Genomic DNA, 17,654 nt, shown 5'->3' with positions numbered 1-17,654 from the left:
ATCCAAATAGAGAGCACACATACCGCGCATAGAAATAGTGAAATATCGGCTAGAGAGTTTGGGGTGACATTTAAAAGTGAAGAAACAGGTTCGACATACTTCATGACGACTAAGAGAGTAAAGGCGACTGTAAGCCTCTTATAACCGCTTCCAATAGACATACGCATAACCTTTAGTCCATATTCCAGTTTTTGATGGAAAGCAACCCAATTGGCCCTTGCGCCAAACTGTACGTGACAGCCCAAATCTTCCACAAAGAACTTTCGTGTGGGTTCTTAATCCATACGAGAATTGCGGGAGCGGTGCCGCATCCAACCCAAAACCCAAATGTGATATAGAAGATCACCAATAACCATAGTTCTTGCATGAGTTGAGCTCCTTTAAGTGCCTAACGCCTTTTCCTCGACGCATTCTTGATGCGCTACTGGCAATTTATTCGTCATACAAGGCCCATTTTGTATTTAACCAATAATTGTATACAATAACATAATACGTTATCTAAGAGTCTTCCAGAATGACAAACCGCAACGCTGATTGGGTACGCTTCTTCAAATTAGAAGAGCAGTTCTTCGACGATGTACTCTCTTCCACAAATGAAGTTGAGTCCTTTGGTTCACATTGCTATCCAAAATACACTGAAGAATTTACCGAGTCGGGTCACCTTCGTCTGACCAAACCTCAACATATTCGCTGGATAGGTCACGTTAATGGCGATCAAAGCCTGTTCAATAAACTTCAGAAACAAGCCAAAGAAATTTACGACCTTCATCAATTTTTGACACTTTCGGAAAAAAGATGCTCTCGTGAACCTATTTTTTTAGTTGATGCTACGCGTATCGGTGTTTACAAAAACGTTGCGCACTCTTCGAATCTAATCACGAGCTCTGACGAAGTGAGCTTAGTACGAGGTAAATATAGCGATACACCGGAACGCGACATTCAAAACTATAACGACATGCGAAAGGATTTAATTGACCTTGGGTTCAGTACCGCTACCGTTTCGTTAGCTCCAGTAACACTCTCTTTAAAAGTAAGCACGCAAGAGTTAGTGAACTACTTTGGTCGCGAAGATATAGTGTATAGGAGACAAACAGGTCACCAATATCGCAGCCGAGTATATTGGGATCGACAATCTAGACCTATGAAACTTGGTTTCTTTATTAGCTTATCTCCAATTACTTACCATTGCGTTGTCTCTCCAAGAGAATCACGCGAAGACTCGTACCTAAACAGTGGCGAAGCCATTCCTTTCGTCGGTCCTTGCGATGGTGAATTTTGGATAAGCAAGACCTCATAATGCGGTTTATGAGGTCCCTAACCACTTAACTTATGCTTGCTCTTCGACGTCAGACGATTCGGCAGTCTTTTTCTCAGCGATCATCTTTTTCGTACCACCGATAGCTAACAATATGCCACCGACAGTTGGAAGTAATTGAAGCATCGCGAGATTTTTAACATCTTGCGGAAGATTGTTTCGTAAAGCTACTTCGGCAATGAATTCAAATAGTGGGTAGCCATTTACTGCGGCTTGGAAAAAAAATGACAGACCGCAACACAGCATTAGTATCAAACCAATGCACGTAATTCTAAAGTTAAAGTTCTTCATGTTGTTGTTCATAATGTACCTTATTTATGCTGACTGATTGGTTCAGTTCATTTATACACGCCCCATTCTCTCCTTTTAGAAATTAGCGAAGCCAATATCGCACCTTAATTGACAAAGCATCGTTTCAGGGACCGACAGCTCGGTAAACGTCACGCCAATCTCATAGTCGTATCAATTTAATCGCTGATATAGCCCTGCTTATTTGAATTTCTTGGTTCGACACTGAGATATCCTCAGCTTACGTAGCCAATCTAAACCCGTGATTTTGGGTTGGCATTGAAATTTTCTGCGGTTGAGTGCCATGGCACAGCCCCGAATACGCACGTTTCCCACAGCGTTCGCAGCAAAAGAAAACTGGAGTAAATGATGACTACAAATACGACTTCGACCAACACAGAAACCAATAGTGCTGTCCGGTTAGTGGCGGCATTAAAGGTTTTAGGTGTCACCGATGATACGCCCCTGCATTTGCGCCAATTGCTCATAAGCAGCATTTTATCGGTCGCGAAATTTAATGATGATGCAGATTTAATTGATATTTGTGAGTTTTCTCTGGCTCGTTTGCAAACCGAACTTGAGGATGATGTCAGCGAAAGCGCGGGTTCACCGATTCATTGATAAGAGGAACAAGCCATGAAATTCAATACAAAGTACCTTCTTTCTTGCGTGGCCATAAACTGGTTAATGTCCATCGGTGTCGCTAATGCTGAGTCAGATAAAGTGAATTTGCATACATGGAAGCAGTACGGCGAAGCTGCGTCAGGAGACTGGACGGTGAGTTCAGATGGCCAAAGTGTCTACCAAAGCATCAACGGACACCCCACTGCGTTTATGAGTGCAACCAAATACGAATATCGAACCTTCAAAGGGGTCATTCAAGTAGATGCGGGAGCTGGAGACGATGACTACATCGGGTTCATTTATGGCGATCCTACTGCTGGTGGTTTTTACCTCTTCTCATGGAAAAAACTGCCAACCGGCGCAGACAATGGATTCAGTTTAATTTATTTCGATGGCACCTTAGATGAGATGAAATCATATGGCTGGACGGTTCATGATGTTGAACAAGGCCAAAACACCATCTTGGGTAAGAAGCGAAATGTAGAATGGATGCATGGCCAGCCCTACCAATTTGAAATGCAGCTATTTCCGAATCGGATCGTGACCAAGTTAGATGGCGCTACAATCTTTGACGTCAATGATCTAACCGTTGCACCGGGATATTTCGGCTTCTTCAACTGGTCACAAGGGAATGTGCGTTATAACTCCATTCAGCAACTGTATCCACCTATCGCTGAACACAAGACTGGCGATATATCACAAGGGACTCCTTTTACGGTGGCCGGGACTTGGACAGACAAAAACCCAACCGACTCTCACACCTGCATGGTAAGCCAGCAACCGTATTATGGTTTAGTGACGATGACGCCCCCATGCACCTTTACCTATACCCCATCACCAGATAATGATGGCATTCAGACATTCAAATATAGAGTGACTGACGAGTCGAACTTGTTTACAGACGGGATTGTCGATGTGAATGTACGTTCGAGTGGAACATCTTTCACGTTGCCACCACACCTTATATCTGGACAAGAAAAAAATGTCTTCACCCAAATCAAGTCAACAAAGACTGACGGAAAGCCCGTGGTCAATATAATCAATAAGCCTAACTTTATGCGATTAAATGACTTGGGTGTCATCGAAATGAATCCGACGGATGATGATCTTGGGATGCATCACGACATCACCTTTGAAACGAGCGATGGCCTCTCGACGTACAATGCAGGCACATTTGATATTCAGGTCATACCCTCGACAAACAATGACTACTTGAACCAAAACTTCGAAATTATCACCTCTGATGTGCAGCTGCTGAATTTGGACAATACGCCTCACACACTAGTCACCATTCCAGCACTTGAAAGTGGTGAAGGAAATTTAGTGGAAGGCCCACATGAGGCTTTAATCACCGCTGATGCCAGTAACACCCATGACATGATGGTTGGTGATAAGATTGCCGCACCAGGTGATACGGTATCTATCACGGTCAACCTTGATAAAACAGGGACAGCTTTACCCATTTTCTATTTTACTCCGGATGCAGAAATAGCGAACTTTAGCATTGAATTCCCTTGGATCGACTCACCTCATGATTGGCGATACGTCGTTCAGAGAACTTGCTCAGACGCCGATTCAAATCGATGTGATCGAACATTGGAGATGGACCGGTTGAAAGCACCAACTGGCAACTTGCAAGTCTTTCTCAGAAAGAGTGCCAATGCTGAGTATCATAGTTATGGTTTTGCTGACCCTTCCACTTGGCGCGATTCCGATTTGGACGAACACCTTGCGACACTCAGTGAAGGTGACATAGTGGCCATCAACATCAATCAGAAATCAGATGCACTGAACGACTTCATCAATCAAGTTATCACACAGTTTGGTGATGGCGATTTGAGTAATAAGCTATCAAATATTGAAGACCAAGCGATCTTGCTCTATCGAATTGGAAGTGGAGTAAAAGAATATAAAACACAAAAGAGTACACGCTGGGGGACATCTGCGGTGACATGGTTGAGTTTGAACCAGTAACAGATGGAAGATGAAAAAAATTGCTCCCAATGGGAGCAATTTTTGTTTTAGTTAAAATTGTTCTGGTACTCGAATACCATGACTACGTAACAACCTGATGAGGTTGGACTGCACGTAAGCCAAAGTACATTCGCACCCTTCAAAATAACCTTTGTCGATAGCCAAACTGGTATTTCGACGAAGTTTTTTGTTTTGTTCATCTTCTCGGAACTCAAATAAGAGCGCCTTAAGATCATCTTCTAAGCTGTTTGTTTGAGTTGGGGCTGTTTCATTCGCTACAGATTCCGAAGCTTGAAGTTTCATCCATGACCAAACATAGCTTTTGTTAGACTGCATTGATTCAGCAAATCTTCCGATAGTCCTTATGGATTGATGTTTCGCATACTTAGACCATAGGGGCTTGGCCAATTCATCAGTCAGGAATGGGACAAACTTAATTGACATCGTTTCTTGTATGTTTTCATTCGAAGCACGCAGTGGAACGATTAACGTATCCCCAAATTCGACAAATGAATGAGACGCAGCCATTAAGAACTCAATTGAGTAGTTTCTGGTCGGTGTAAGTAACCCGTGTTTGCTCGTATCGTAATCAAAATGATTATCGTGACGTCGTAAGCACAAGTACTCATGAAAGGCAGTACTAAACTTACATGGGGTAAGAGAGTTATTAATCATAACCCACTCAGCATCTATCACTTTATTGAACATGAGAACGCTCCTCTTGCTTTACTTCCAAACCCATCACGACAGGTAAAAAAGTACGTTGAAACTGACCAGCCACCAGCACGTCGCCAACGTAAATAAATTGGGAACCGGCATGTTCAGCTGTTTCAGGAGTGAAATTAGGGTTAGGTACGAATTGACGAGTGCATTCAAGTGCAACAACGGTCCAATCACTGGACATTGCGAACTCTTTGCTCTGTTGAGTCGTGTAACCTTGGTTGAGGTAATGCTGGTAACTTTCCTCGACTAAGAATTCATCACGAATCGTAAGTTGTTCACCAACAGGGATCGTCTCTGCACCAAATTGACAATCTGCAATTACAGTGGAAGATGACAAGCCAATGATGCAAGTGAGTGCAAATTTGCTCATTAGGTTACAATTCAAATTTGCTGGTTTTGTTGTGAAAGACATAGTAATTCCTCGGTATATTTCGTGCGTAAGCACATGGGGTTTAGTAAGTGCAGATGTCATTTTTTAGAATGAATATCGATTTCTGAACTGCATGATTTAAGGACCACCTCAAGATTCTCTTCGGGGATCTCGTTAACTAGGCGACCTAAAAAATATTCCACAACGACGGCTACATCAGCACCTTCTAGATGCATTGCGACCGGTTCTGCCATGGCTTTCTCTGTCATTTCAATATTCATAATCACACCTGTTGCTGTGAGGGTAGTTGTCTAATTTTCCAAGCGATTCCTTGCGGGAATGACCTAGCGTAGCGATACACATTTCCTGCTTCTGTATCTTCAAACATTTTCTTCTTCACCTTGCCGTTTATCTTGTAGAACAAGATAAAGTCAGCAAACTTACTTATTGGGATATTTCGTGGCATGAGTTAGCTCCTCCAAGAACTGGAATTCGAGACGTACTAGGCCACCACACGGGTTAGCTAATATGTCCCGTGTTGGGTTAGGTTTATTGGGGTTTAGATGGGATCTATCCGTTGGTGTTTGTTGGGTTACAAACTCCGAGAGATGGGTTACTTCTTGAGAAGGGGTTGTATAACGTCATCTTGAAAAAGATGGTCTATACGAGCAATGATGCAGTCGCCTGCGTAACTATCTATTTGGGCACTTTTAGCTTTCAAATCATTGAATGATTGATAGGTATCAGTGAGTAAATTTGATGGTGGTCTATTGAGCAATTTAATGCGTCTGACAGATTTAATAAGACTGATCTCGATGTCTACTAAAGCTGACAGTTGTTCGAAAGTAGTCATGTGGTATCTCCATTTATTCAATGGTCAACAATGAGAGAAAATCACTAAATCAAAACTTGGACAATTGGCACACTGACGTAGCCAGTTCTGCATGATTTTCCAGTTAATTTAATAATTCCAGCCTCGACAAGAACATCTTCAATTCCAGTGTTTTCACTGTAGTTTTTGATGCAGGTTTCATTTGTCAGTAGGTTGGCATTACTAACACAGGTTGTTGCAACACAAATTCGTTCACCGGGAAAGGTGTCGTTGTTAATGTTGTCATCGGTTTCAGCAGCAATCAGCTCAAGCGCAATTACACCGTTAGCGTAATGACGTTTAGCAATGCAGCAATCAAAACCAAGGAAGTTAAGTACATTCATATCTGGACTCCAGTTATTCATGGGACTATTTGGTGTGTAAACAAGATTTGTATGTGAACGTTGGTAACTCAGAGAGAGTTATTAGGGGCAGTCAAAAGACTGATTACATTTCAGATGGCGTAATAACCAGTTGAGTTAGAGGAATTTCCTCGCTGCCCATTGGACAGTGTGTTACTCAGTTTGCCCTTGTACTATGGCAAAGTAATCAGTGACTGTTTCCAATTAGTCAGCTTATTTTGCTTGTTTTGAGTACGCGTGCTTTCTAACCATTGCAGATAGCGCACACGTACATCGTGACCGTGGGTTTCAGTCATTACCTATTCAAATCGATATAGTTCTCATGAAGATTGATGACTATTATCGCTGGACAATAAGTTTGAAACTTTTCTACGTCCCAAAGCGTGTGTCTAGGTACTACCAGAATCCAATACTGACCATAAAGATCAATGCATAGACTCAATCAACGTAATGACTGGAACGTCACATTGCCTCTAGTTATCTCTTCATGAACTTTCGGGCGGTGCTTAAAATTGACTAAAACTTCATACTCTTGCCCAAATTCAACATTGTCACCAAATGGACCTATAATAGCCTTTACATTTGTATCAACTGGAACCTCGATTACACATATTTTTATGGGCTTCGTATAACCATTTTTCAATGCGTGGTAAATCGCGATGTAAGGAGACAAAGTTGTAGACACAGGTTTGGTCCAGTCATCATTTTCATTTTCAGAACAGACACCGCGAAACAAAATCTGACCTTTGGCTAATGAAAGACCTTTCTCCTGTATTTCCATATCTAAATTAATGAAATCATCGACATTGAAACCTCTATAGTTTCTCTGAAATAGTTTAAATATCGGGGTATCACCGTTACTGGCCATACTCTCTTGCCATTGATTCAAAACATTTGAACTTTTAAGGAATTCTTCATACTTAATACATTCATTAGGTTTTTTGTGGGTACTAGGGTCAATGTGATATCCATAAAGCCCTGAAAACATGTCTAAACAACTTTCCAGACTACCGTCCCAACCAAGTAGCTCAACATCAAATTTATCTATGAGTACCCCCTCCATCGAAAAATATAAAGCACTTAAAAGTCACCTTGTTAACTAAACTCAACCAATCGAATAAGCTGGCGACTAGGTAAACTAGTTTGCCATTCGAGTAACTACTTCCTTATATATATGTCCATATCCCTCTGAACCGCGTCTCAGTAAGTAACTAAAATCTACCGGTCTTGTATCATAAACTTCGAATGTGTCATGAAAAGCGCTATCGCGACCAACAAATACTTTCTCCAAACAATCGTCAAACTGATCAGCAGTGATGTCGACAACAATAGTTTCATTCACCGTTAACCAAACATGGTTATTTTCACTGTACTCGCATTCCGGAGATGGACGTTTGCCGACTGACTGTACAACGTTAACAGCATATTTTTCTCTCAAATAGAGTCCCAAAATTACACTAGATACCTCACACGAACCTGAAGGAAACCTTTGAAGCTCAACATCAACATAGGTTGACTCTGAAACGACCTTCTTAATCACTTTCCGGACCAGGGTAGCCACTGTTTTTAGTTCTGATACTTGCACTTAATCTCCTTATCAATCATTAGCTAATTCCTTATATTGGGAATTTTTCGCGATTGAATTTCGTCTATGTTGCGGTCATCAAATATAAAACTCAACCAATATCAATCTATGATGTGTGTCGAAAGATAATATATTTGAAGAGCTCAAGAACTATCACTATCATAATTGCCATTCTTTATAATATTTTCAGTTAGTTAGAAAAGGAGCTGGTGAATGAGAAGCGTTGTTAGTGATGATAAAATCACGGATTTTAGGGAGTTAGTGAACTCAAACTCTAGCTTTGTGTATCAAATCTACAAAGATAAAGGCGGTAAGAACCTTTTTAACCTCGTTTGCTCTGCTATGGATTGGATCACTGTTTCTGTTAGGCACTTAGAAAATGCACCTGAGTTTGACAAGAATATAGATAGTAGATGTATGCAGGTCTACTCTCTTATCTCTTCAATAGACCTCATTTTCGAGTCAATCAAACAACTCCATCGAGTGTTTATGAATGACAATAAAGATCCGTTTCATGGTGAAAAGAAATGCTTCAAAGCTCGCCTCTTCCCTAATGAAGATGACAATAATTACTTTAAAACTATCAGGGCGTGTTTCGGTGCTCACCCAGTAAATCTTAATCAAGAGAATTCAAAGCGATTCGCAAGTTGGCCATTTACAAGCAGTTTCAACACTGGCGACCTGAGTGTTCATTTGTACAGTCGAGATGTGGGCAAAGAGGACTTAACGTTAAACCTGAATATCAATGAGCTGTTCGAATTTCTCAAGATACGATATGAGTACCTAGATGTTATCGCTGATAGGATTGAAACGCTGTTTGTTGAGTACCAACAAAAACTTTCAAAAGAAAAAATTGAGACTAAACCTGATCCTTTAGAACAACTCTATGTTCTTCGCACTGAGTCAGAAAAAAGATTAGATAACGAATACTATAATGGAGAGATTGATGACCTCATTATGATTTTTGAAGCGGAAGTAACTGACGCTGACCTTGTACCATTAGCTGATAAGTATAAAGAATCCCTCCTACCTCTGATTGAAGAGATTAAGACGAATCTACAAGAAATGAACATCGTTGACCTAGCAACCATTAGTGTACTGAGATTAAGATCTGACCTTAATAAAGAATTACGATACGAACTCGGAAAGTTCTACACTTGGGTTCACAGTGGTAGGTATGATCCGCTACTCGAATACTATTTTGAAAGGTTCGACGCTTCTACTGATGGTAAGTTCAAGTTCACCAAAACTGATGACATCAAACTTGCGTTTCTTAAAACAAAACTTATGCTCACTGAAAGGTGTGAATAAGTTGGCTTTGCCCTTTTCTTTAGCTGCTCAATACTTTTGAATATCAAAGTGACCTCAACATTACTGTTTCAACTTTGGACTGTATCTCATTAAGGGGCAAAGCCTTCTCAGAACACTGCTAAACCAAAATGGCAAACTCGCTCACGCCACTTGAACGGGAAAATCAAGCATGAAAGGTGAATGCTTTAACTGCACTCAAACTTACTATCATAAATGCCCCCTAGTGTATCGTCGGTTGAGTGTTAGGCAGCGAGTTCAGGTTGTGTTCAATTTGTTCAGCATCCGACATCTTACTGGCGATGTAGTGTTGGGTCCCCTCTTGTCGTGTTATCGGATCGATATTGATGATTTTGAGGTTGCCTGGAATGATGGCAGAACCAAATTTGGTAGATAGGTATTCGAGCTTATGAAAGATTTGAATCACTGCGGCTGCACAGTTGAGAGGCTTAACCTCTTCGAGATAATAAGTGTAATGATCGAGAGGATTGCTACGTTCTGTATGCTTTTCACAATATGCCTGCATGAGCTCCATAGTTAACGCACCAGTACCGCAAAATGGTTCATAGACCTCGTTATCATTGAGCCCCATCATTTGCTCTAAAAAATCGTCATCTTGATGATTGTTCATTCGTTTCGTCTTTGTATTCACACCTAACTCAATCAGAATGTCCCCGATTGGATCACTGTACCCATTAAGCATTGCATTGCTTAACAACTGTGCAAGCTCTACCACCCCATCTTGTACTGATTCTTTAGAATCTAACCTTGTAGTCACTTTGTGCTGATTAGTATGCGCAAAGGCCCAATAGAAGACAAAATCAGAGAAGGATTTGGAATGGCTGTCGTCAAGGTTCCAATTGGTGATGATATTCAGTGCTTGGTTGATCGTGTCCTGTTTATTCATGTGCGCTAACCCATTTAAGTTCTTGATAGTCGGTTAAAACGGTTATGCAACATACGAATGCGGATTTAGGAAGTATTTCAAAGAAATTGAAATTTAGGGTGAAGAGATATGGCTGGATGTGTCAAAGCGGATGGAAATGGTGGATGAAAAGCCACCCGATCGGGTGACTTTTCATCTTAACTACAAGGTATGCAGCTACTTATTCAGGTAACGTGTCGAGAAACACATTTTACCTCCTAAGTCTTTTAAGCGGCCATCGAGTTCTTGACGACGCTTTTTTTCAGCTTCACAACTTTTGCAGGTTCCCATCTCACGCTGGCCATGTTTAGTGGTGCGCTTGACGTGCCAAAATTCTTTAGTGAGCGGAAAAAAGTGATTGCATAAGGTACATCGTTTTTCAATACCAATGGCAGTCAATTTCATTTTTCCTAGCTGAGAGTTTTTACGCAAAATGTTGTCAGTAATTGCAAAATGGCAGGTGTCTAGTGACATCGCGATATTGGCAATTGGTACTTCAAACTTTTTGGCAATTTCATTTATCGGCATATCTTCTTTGGATAACGCTTTAATTAAGATATGGTCGGTATCATCTAAATAGGTTGATTCCACGATAGATTCCTCCAATTTTGAGGGATCTATCCCTATGAGGGAAGATCCCTCACGGGTAGTGGTGGGTTGTATCAAGGTTTGGGGTTAAATGAAGTAACCTTGATATGGACAGCTCTCAGAAGCAGGGTAATCACTGTATTGCTTACCTTTTCTGAAACTGAATTTTAATGGGTATTTAACTGGTGCTAATTGCAGGTCAGTTCTCAAATGCGATGGGAGATCGTTTGGTCTAATTTCCTCGCCGTTCACGATAATGAAATCGGAAAAAGCTTGGAATTGGGTAAACTCGCGTTCAAGCAGTGCAGGGTTCACCTGTCTTAGCACATCCAACTCATTCTCTTTAATGAATAGATGGTTATCGTATTCAAAAGAGTCTAAGCCAAAGGCCAATTTTATCCCCAGAGTTCGGAGCTCATCGTCGTCGTATGAGTTCGTGACTGTCGTTGGCAAATTATGTTTCGCTAACCATGTATAAGCATCAACACCTCCGAAAACACCATAACCTTCATAAGCCGGTTCATATATTGGGTCTTCGTTGTTTGGTTGGAGCATGTACACTGGACGACACTTCTCAGTACACGTATTAAAGATTGACTGTTTTGTGTCAGCGGTTTTGAAAGAAAAAAAGCCCATAATGTGTTCCTCTGCATAAGGTGGTTAACCTATGAGGCACACAACTCCCCTACGGGACGTATGCCCCAAAGGGAGTAAAAGGAAGATTCCTTTAAGATTGGTTACTTCGTTAAGAAGTCAGCAATAATGCTCATGGCATCTTGCGTATTTTTGATGACTGCTGCGGCGCTAGTGTCTCCGTGGTCCGAAGCGTCATACCAAATATCAGCAACAGCGCCATCTTGAAGAGCTTCAACCTCAGTTTTAGGCACAGTGCCGAGAAATGATTTCAAGATGTATAACGCTGAACTGTGCAATGTATCTGCACGGTCAGAAATCATCTTTTCAACCAACTCTGCGCTGATGTCTTCAAAGGCTTCACACTTATTGTCTTCAATGAATTCGAGCAACTTGGCTTTATCATCGAGCAATTCAGAATCAATAACTTCACTAAGGTACGCGCCAGCGGCCTCAAGATAGAAGTATTTCGATGCTGTTAAGTTGTCTAGAAACTCCAAAACGGATCGAGGGGCTTCAACATCTTGCGATGTAGGTGTTAGTTCATTCATGGTATACCTCTTGAAATGAGGGGACCGCCCTAATGGGTATCGGACCCACAGGGGGTTAAGCTATAAATAGCTTCGCAATTAAGTCAGCTAAACTGATTATCCCTAAAAGAAATCCAATCAAACCTAAACGAAAGGAAAGCTTTACATTGAGATCTGGGAACGTCCAAAACCATCTTGTAATGTCCCACCAGTCAGCTGTATTCACAGACAAACGAACGTCTTTATTAAAGGTCACACCAAGTTCATTTACACCATCGTAATCGATAGCAATATATTCCTTGTTCAGCCCTTTAATCTTGCCGCCATTCCCCATGCAATATCGGATTATCCATTGACCATTCTCTTTGTTGGTGATTCGAATTGCCGTTCGTCTTTTTAGCTTTAAGCTTCCAAAACCAACACGACTGTTTTCGAATCGAACAATTGAATGAGACAGGCCAGAGTCTTCATCAGGCAAACGCAGAACACGTTGAGCAATCATAAAGCTGTGACCATCGTGTATTCGACGACATGGACGTTGAATATCTAAAGTTTTGCGATTCATCAGTTTGCCTCCGTCAGTTCAATCGAACGCTGAATACAAAGAGACATAAACGCAGCCATGACTGGATGATTTAGATCTTCGAACCAACGTTGCCATGACTTCCAGCTAGAGTTTTCATCTAAGCTACATTCCGCAAGAGCAGAAGAATGCACGCAAGCATGGCTCAGTAATTGAGTGACTTTGCGTACCAGTGTTTCTTGATATCGAATACCCGTCACATCGAAAGGAAGTTTGCACGAAAGCTGTTCGGCTTCTTCGGTTTCAATCGGAAAGATATCGTCATTTTTTATCAAGAACGCTTGATGACTTGCTTCAAAACAAAATGTCACGAAGTGTGGATTCACGCCTTTTCCAATTGGAAACAAGACACTGCCACAAGGCTTTACAACCCAGAGAAATTGGGTGGTTGGGTTATCACGGCGAGTACGATTCAAGCTACGCGCATCAGCTTCAATATCATCAATCGCAACGATTGGTAATCCGAAGGGTTTTGCTGCAGTTAAAAGCATATCTGAAGTGATCATATTCAGTTCCTCCAAGAACTATTAAGGTTTTGAAGGGACAACTTCCCACAGGGAAGAAAGTCCCTGCTAATGGGTAAGATGTAAGGGGTTGAGCTATATAGCTCTTTGCTTGACTAGACCTAGACTCGGGCTAGTCGTGCTGAATGCACGTTTGCCAAAAAAACGAATCGATAGTTCTTGAAACAGGTACATTTCAAACATCGACTCAGGGCTAAATGAGCAATATAACTTGCGAGTACCAAACCAACTTCTTTCCATGATGTCAGCACCAAAGCTGGATACAATCGATTCAAACTGCTTGAGTTTGTACTGATCTTCCCAGGTTGTAGGTTTGACGATCCAAAAAGACATGGAATGACAATAAGGCATAGCCTCATAACTCACTGCTTGCTTGAATGCCAATCGTAATGATTTAAGCCAGCCTTCAGGGGTTGCCCATCGACCATTAGGCTTTAAATCGCCACTTTCAACACTTCGGCACCATTCACATCCGTATTTTTGGAATAGTGAATACTCAGTGTCGACACCGCAATACATCCAATCTCGGGTGCGCTTTCCTGACTCTGTATCAACACAATTGGACGGACCAATTAAGAGTTGAAGCATGTACAAGTTATCCGTTGAGATGATCTTGAACCGTCTGAAAAGTTCGGCATCGATATCGTAATCGCTCATAGTTGAACAATTGATATTGAAATGTTTGAGTAGGAAATCTTTCTTTTGTTGACTTACTACATCTGCAGGACAGAACGTAGCAAATTTCTCATAGATGATTTCATATGACATAAGGGTTTCCTCCATAGGAATTGGGGATACAAGTTCAATGTCTTTGATTGACGTTGAGTTTGTTGGGGTTATGGGTAATTAAGGTAGTTCGATGTCAATGTCTGATTGCGAATCAACGCAACAAACAAGTATTTCACCGTCTTGCTTATATCCAATAGGGTCATTTAAGTAAGTAGGAGTGCCAGTAGCTTTGAGACGACAAGCGCCACAGTAACCATTTCGGCATTCAGAATTTACTTTGTATCCAGCTCTTTCTAGTGCGACAAGCGCCGTACAAGAATCAGTTGGAATGGGTGTGTTGTTAACTCGCATAATAAACCTCGAATAAATCTCCAGCAGGCATGCAAATACCAAGAGAACGACCGTTGTCCCATTGCATATGCAATGTTCCCATGTCGTCGATACGCTTGATTTGACCAAGTTCTCCTGCATCAATTGGGTCAATATCGTTCATGTGAATCATCTTGATGACGTCACCAGGTTTAAGCGATTGCTTGATTGTTTCAGTAGTCGGGACAAATAAAGTCTCAGCCAGAAACCAGCAATCTGTAGCGAAGTTATCGTGGTATTTAGAATCTAAAAGAAATGGCACATCTAATAATCCATTTGATGTAGTTCGGAAATGTTCACGGCCAGTAAGCTCAAGAGAGGCGTTAATCCAACGAACAGCGCATTGCGAGATTTGTAGGTCCAACGGGTTATCGTTACAGATATAGCGGGTCATAGAAGACGTATAGTTTGCTAAAGCTGCATCAATGATAGAGTTGCGCATGGTAATTCCTCCAAGGAATAAAGGAACAAACGCAACCTATGGTAATAGGGTACGAACTGTTCCCTATGGGTAGGTTTTTGTGACTTGGGTATTAAAGTCAATGGGGACATGTCATAAGACAAGAGGATATTGCAACAGCATCCTAACTGGATGAGGAATAATCACTTTAATAAAGTGATAAATTTCTCGGGTAAATCAATTACAGTTAACATGAATTTCATCGTACTTTTGGCAATTACTGGCGGTATTTTCCGTGTTTACGAAGTACTTGTGTTCTAGTGACCTAATGGCTGAGTAGTAACCTTAAGGTTGATTTTCGTTTTACTGTGCCATCCTTAATTGGCACAACGGCTTTCACTTGCAATAAGCTCCACCCTAACCGCTCTGACTCTTCAAGGACGATGCATTCATAGGCAGCCTCAACTTCACTCAGTGCATTGGCCATATCAGAGAACTTTAGCTCGGACAGCCCTTCAATGTTTTTACCATCAACCGTGTACCAAGACCCAGTGACCATAAGGTTCTCCTTCAGTGATTTTATTTATATCGTTATACAGCAACCGTGCATTGTCTTGAGCTTTTTGCGTTTAGACCAATCCTTGAGCGACCTAAAAGCAAAAAGCCTCCCCGAAGGAAGGCTAATGCGTATTTAAGCAACATCGTTAAATTCTCTATCGAGAAAACCAACCGGTGTCAGCTTGTTTTTGGCTAAGTATCCGATGAAATTCTGATATCCAGAATCACACCATTCATCAAGCCAATCTTGTGATTTTGCCAATTCCTTGATGGGACTCGGTGGAGATGCAATGGTCACTTTGCAGTGATTCATATTTTTCTCTACACGTTCCTTCAAAGAGATGGCAGCTCTGTCGCCTTCCGGCATGTCTTTTCCTTGTGTAAGGCGATCTTTGTCTTTAAAAATAACCAAATCGGTTACTTCGAAAGGAATATCGATCAGCTCCATCAAGGTAGAAGAGATACCTGACCAAACAGGAATACTCTCAGCATGCTGGCAAGCCAAACAGGTTTCAGGACCTTCTCCAACACCTAACACAATTCGTGTATTACCCATTTCATCTTTGCAGATTAAAGGCATACCAAACTGTATTGATGCACCGCGAGGATCCTCTATTGGTGACATTTGCATCTTAGGGTTATCAAGCAACGGTGATTTATCTGAGCCATCGTCATTCAAAAAAATTCGATGAAAAGCAATCGCCTCACCTTTCAAATTTTGAATGTATAAAACAATGCCTGGTAAATACACTTCGTTGCTTTGTGAGTCCCACATTTTAAGTTGTGAGTGAAACCCAACGTTGCAAGGTATTTGAATGTCACCTAATCCGCGAGATATTAGATAGTTCATACCTATTTCAGATTCAGTGACAGCAAATGCCTCATGTTCAACCTTTTGCAAAATCCATAGGCGTTTGCTTATATCTGCAGGACTAAGAACAGCTTTCTCTTCTTTTTGAGCGGCTACGGCTTTCACTTCTCGTTGAGAAATGTTGTCTGTAGACTCCCCCAAAATATCTAAGATAATGTCCATCGCCTTCGATTTATTACAATTTTCAAGCCAAGCGACCATATCAATACCATCACCAATACGACCCTTACCATTGTAATAACCGCCACCAGACTCGTTCCAATCTTTGTACAAGCGAAAGACAGTTTTGCCTTTGCCAGTGAATGGATCTGGTACAGCTTTAGAAACACCATTTGAAGACTTTCGCATCGCCTCAGTTAGTTCACCGTAACATTTGAACACTGAGGACCAGCCACCATGACGCATCACTAACGCATGTACATCTTGGATTTTTGATCTTCTGTAATTGCTCATTTTGACCTCCTAAAAGGGACGCTCCGAAGAGCGTCACTGTTACGTTTAACTAATTTCAATCGATGACAACAAGTTCTGTTGAATCATGTCATCCAACACAGCGGGAAGGTCATCAGCATCACGTATCACTTGATAATTTGGAATGCCTCCGTACCTTGATTCGCAAATATTGATTGACGCAACATCAATCCCTTCGGCTTTACATTGCTCTACCTGACTTTCGACAGCATGTGTATCAGCTGGACACCCATCGGTAACAACAAGTAATTGCTTTCTGCTTGCCAAATCGAGCTTTGTAAACTCTTGACGAGCAGCTAAGACAGCCTTATTGGTTTCAGTACCATCACTAGAGTCAATACCGATTCGCGGATAGCATTGCATCAAAGGTTCATTGAATGACTTTCCAACATAAGCCATCGTATTGAAATACAAGACTGATACTGGTACATCCAACTCTTCAAGTGCAGCTGCAACCGATAAGGCGGCTTTCTGGGCAATGTCTAATCGACAGTAGCCAGTTCGATCTCCAAACTCATTTGTAACAGGCACAGCCATTGAGCCAGAAATATCAATCGCAATAACGAATGAAGATTTATGAGTCTCAACGATATCCTCTGTATAGAAAATTCGACTGTTACCAGCAGTTACACCCGCAAGTAAATCACAGTCAAAATCACTACCAGATTCATCGTACATGATGGGTACAGCCTCTTTAGCCCACATCTGCGATTCGATAATACGTTTAATCGCACGAGCACCAGAGTTGATACTGCTTTGGATTGGCATTGATAACATTCGCCCATTTAGCTCTGGCGTGACGTTATAGTTACAAATGTCCTCATAGGATGCCGGATTCACTGAAGCATGTTTATTGATCGCTTGATCGATAAGCTCATGAAGATCGGCCAATGCTTCACCCAAACGCTGAAAATCTTCATCACTGAGTGGGTTACGGGTTGAAGAGCCTTGAGAAGCGCCCTGACCAGCTGAACCGGAGTCCTGACCATCTGAGTCATCATCTGAATCTGAACCGGAGCCCTGACCATCTGAATCATCGTCTGAATCTGAACC

The 17,654-nt window shown here is 41.5% G+C and carries 26 protein-coding genes; 4 read left to right on the top strand and 22 right to left on the bottom strand.

Annotated elements, in window-relative coordinates; all coding sequences use genetic code 11:
• The first annotated feature begins 514 nt into the window (after nt 1-514).
• Nucleotides 515-1,297 carry a hypothetical protein gene (locus AB4263_RS17210; RefSeq protein WP_372050594.1) on the top strand — a complete coding sequence of 261 codons (783 nt, stop codon included), beginning with the start codon at nt 515-517 and terminating at the stop codon, nt 1,295-1,297.
• Nucleotides 1,298-1,327: 30 nt separating this feature from the next.
• On the opposite strand, the gene AB4263_RS17205 is transcribed toward AB4263_RS17210, so the two are convergent.
• The gene (locus tag AB4263_RS17205; RefSeq protein WP_136987166.1) at nt 1,328-1,618 is read right to left on the bottom strand and encodes a hypothetical protein; all 291 of its coding nucleotides are present in this window, start codon (nt 1,616-1,618) and stop codon (nt 1,328-1,330) included.
• Between the two features lie 351 nt (nt 1,619-1,969).
• Between AB4263_RS17205 and AB4263_RS17200 the strand changes: the two genes are divergently transcribed.
• Both AB4263_RS17200 and AB4263_RS17195 read left to right on the top strand, forming a co-directional pair.
• A complete protein-coding gene (locus AB4263_RS17200; RefSeq protein WP_136987167.1) occupies nt 1,970-2,224 on the top strand; it encodes a hypothetical protein in 255 nt (84 codons plus the stop codon).
• A 66-nt stretch (nt 2,225-2,290) separates the two neighbouring features.
• Complete coding sequence (locus tag AB4263_RS17195) at nt 2,291-4,201, top strand: Ig-like domain-containing protein (protein ID WP_372098596.1); 1,911 nt, start codon at nt 2,291-2,293, stop codon at nt 4,199-4,201.
• Nucleotides 4,202-4,252: 51 nt separating this feature from the next.
• Here AB4263_RS17195 and AB4263_RS17190 read toward each other — a convergent pair whose 3' ends face one another.
• The 9 genes from AB4263_RS17190 to AB4263_RS17150 form a co-directional block, all read right to left on the bottom strand.
• The gene (locus AB4263_RS17190) at nt 4,253-4,909 is read right to left on the bottom strand and encodes a hypothetical protein (protein WP_136987169.1); all 657 of its coding nucleotides are present in this window, start codon (nt 4,907-4,909) and stop codon (nt 4,253-4,255) included.
• Nucleotides 4,899-5,336: a hypothetical protein gene (locus tag AB4263_RS17185; protein ID WP_136987170.1), complete on the bottom strand. Its 438-nt coding sequence runs from the start codon at nt 5,334-5,336 to the stop codon at nt 4,899-4,901. Before AB4263_RS17185 ends, AB4263_RS17190 begins: the two co-directional genes overlap by 11 nt.
• A 56-nt stretch (nt 5,337-5,392) precedes the next feature.
• Entirely contained in the window at nt 5,393-5,575 is a 183-nt protein-coding gene (locus AB4263_RS17180) for a hypothetical protein (protein ID WP_102423482.1), read from the bottom strand.
• 2 nt (nt 5,576-5,577) lie between these two features.
• Nucleotides 5,578-5,760 carry a hypothetical protein gene (locus tag AB4263_RS17175; protein ID WP_136987171.1) on the bottom strand — a complete coding sequence of 61 codons (183 nt, stop codon included), beginning with the start codon at nt 5,758-5,760 and terminating at the stop codon, nt 5,578-5,580.
• 147 nt (nt 5,761-5,907) lie between these two features.
• Nucleotides 5,908-6,147 carry a hypothetical protein gene (locus AB4263_RS17170; protein WP_136987172.1) on the bottom strand — a complete coding sequence of 80 codons (240 nt, stop codon included), beginning with the start codon at nt 6,145-6,147 and terminating at the stop codon, nt 5,908-5,910.
• A 44-nt stretch (nt 6,148-6,191) separates the two neighbouring features.
• The gene (locus AB4263_RS17165) at nt 6,192-6,509 is read right to left on the bottom strand and encodes a hypothetical protein (RefSeq protein ID WP_136987173.1); all 318 of its coding nucleotides are present in this window, start codon (nt 6,507-6,509) and stop codon (nt 6,192-6,194) included.
• Nucleotides 6,510-6,700: 191 nt separating this feature from the next.
• The gene (locus tag AB4263_RS17160) at nt 6,701-6,823 is read right to left on the bottom strand and encodes a hypothetical protein (protein WP_276605648.1); all 123 of its coding nucleotides are present in this window, start codon (nt 6,821-6,823) and stop codon (nt 6,701-6,703) included.
• A 146-nt stretch (nt 6,824-6,969) separates the two neighbouring features.
• The gene (locus AB4263_RS17155) at nt 6,970-7,515 is read right to left on the bottom strand and encodes a hypothetical protein (protein ID WP_372050591.1); all 546 of its coding nucleotides are present in this window, start codon (nt 7,513-7,515) and stop codon (nt 6,970-6,972) included.
• Nucleotides 7,516-7,665: 150 nt separating this feature from the next.
• On the bottom strand, nt 7,666-8,112 hold the full coding sequence (locus tag AB4263_RS17150; protein WP_081231389.1) for a hypothetical protein: 447 nt from the start codon (nt 8,110-8,112) through the stop codon (nt 7,666-7,668).
• A gap of 213 nt (nt 8,113-8,325) precedes the next feature.
• Here AB4263_RS17150 and AB4263_RS17145 point away from each other — a divergent pair, with 213 nt between their 5' ends.
• Nucleotides 8,326-9,423, top strand: a complete 1,098-nt coding sequence (locus AB4263_RS17145) for a hypothetical protein (protein ID WP_372083536.1) — start codon at nt 8,326-8,328, stop codon at nt 9,421-9,423.
• A gap of 220 nt (nt 9,424-9,643) precedes the next feature.
• Here AB4263_RS17145 and AB4263_RS17140 read toward each other — a convergent pair whose 3' ends face one another.
• From AB4263_RS17140 to AB4263_RS17085, 12 genes are all read right to left on the bottom strand, one after another.
• Entirely contained in the window at nt 9,644-10,327 is a 684-nt protein-coding gene (locus AB4263_RS17140; RefSeq protein WP_372050589.1) for a hypothetical protein, read from the bottom strand.
• 195 nt (nt 10,328-10,522) lie between these two features.
• The gene (locus tag AB4263_RS17135; RefSeq protein ID WP_081231386.1) at nt 10,523-10,936 is read right to left on the bottom strand and encodes a hypothetical protein; all 414 of its coding nucleotides are present in this window, start codon (nt 10,934-10,936) and stop codon (nt 10,523-10,525) included.
• A gap of 84 nt (nt 10,937-11,020) precedes the next feature.
• Complete coding sequence (locus AB4263_RS17130; RefSeq protein WP_154724110.1) at nt 11,021-11,569, bottom strand: hypothetical protein; 549 nt, start codon at nt 11,567-11,569, stop codon at nt 11,021-11,023.
• A gap of 101 nt (nt 11,570-11,670) precedes the next feature.
• On the bottom strand, nt 11,671-12,117 hold the full coding sequence (locus AB4263_RS17125) for a hypothetical protein (protein WP_372050588.1): 447 nt from the start codon (nt 12,115-12,117) through the stop codon (nt 11,671-11,673).
• 55 nt (nt 12,118-12,172) lie between these two features.
• Complete coding sequence (locus tag AB4263_RS17120; RefSeq protein ID WP_081231383.1) at nt 12,173-12,661, bottom strand: hypothetical protein; 489 nt, start codon at nt 12,659-12,661, stop codon at nt 12,173-12,175.
• A complete protein-coding gene (locus AB4263_RS17115) occupies nt 12,661-13,185 on the bottom strand; it encodes a hypothetical protein (RefSeq protein WP_081231382.1) in 525 nt (174 codons plus the stop codon). Before AB4263_RS17115 ends, AB4263_RS17120 begins: the two co-directional genes overlap by 1 nt.
• A 93-nt stretch (nt 13,186-13,278) precedes the next feature.
• The gene (locus tag AB4263_RS17110; protein ID WP_136987179.1) at nt 13,279-13,971 is read right to left on the bottom strand and encodes a hypothetical protein; all 693 of its coding nucleotides are present in this window, start codon (nt 13,969-13,971) and stop codon (nt 13,279-13,281) included.
• A 78-nt stretch (nt 13,972-14,049) separates the two neighbouring features.
• Nucleotides 14,050-14,283 (bottom strand): 2Fe-2S iron-sulfur cluster-binding protein, encoded by a 234-nt coding sequence (locus tag AB4263_RS17105; RefSeq protein WP_081231380.1) that lies wholly within the window; start codon nt 14,281-14,283, stop codon nt 14,050-14,052.
• Nucleotides 14,273-14,743, bottom strand: coding sequence for a DUF4314 domain-containing protein (locus AB4263_RS17100; RefSeq protein ID WP_372050587.1), 471 nt, complete (start codon nt 14,741-14,743; stop codon nt 14,273-14,275). The genes AB4263_RS17105 and AB4263_RS17100 overlap by 11 nt, the downstream gene beginning before the upstream one ends.
• A gap of 283 nt (nt 14,744-15,026) precedes the next feature.
• The gene (locus AB4263_RS17095) at nt 15,027-15,260 is read right to left on the bottom strand and encodes a hypothetical protein (RefSeq protein WP_136987181.1); all 234 of its coding nucleotides are present in this window, start codon (nt 15,258-15,260) and stop codon (nt 15,027-15,029) included.
• Nucleotides 15,261-15,392: 132 nt separating this feature from the next.
• Nucleotides 15,393-16,583 (bottom strand): toprim domain-containing protein, encoded by a 1,191-nt coding sequence (locus AB4263_RS17090; RefSeq protein WP_102424207.1) that lies wholly within the window; start codon nt 16,581-16,583, stop codon nt 15,393-15,395.
• Between the two features lie 45 nt (nt 16,584-16,628).
• Nucleotides 16,629-17,654: hypothetical protein (locus AB4263_RS17085; protein ID WP_372098595.1), on the bottom strand; the 1,026-nt coding region annotated here is incomplete at its 5' end.

This window comes from Vibrio sp. 10N.261.55.C5, from assembly GCF_041470505.1.
In the GTDB taxonomy this organism is placed as follows: Bacteria; Pseudomonadota; Gammaproteobacteria; order Enterobacterales; family Vibrionaceae; genus Vibrio; species Vibrio crassostreae_C.
This window is presented reverse-complemented; position numbering and strand designations above follow the sequence as displayed.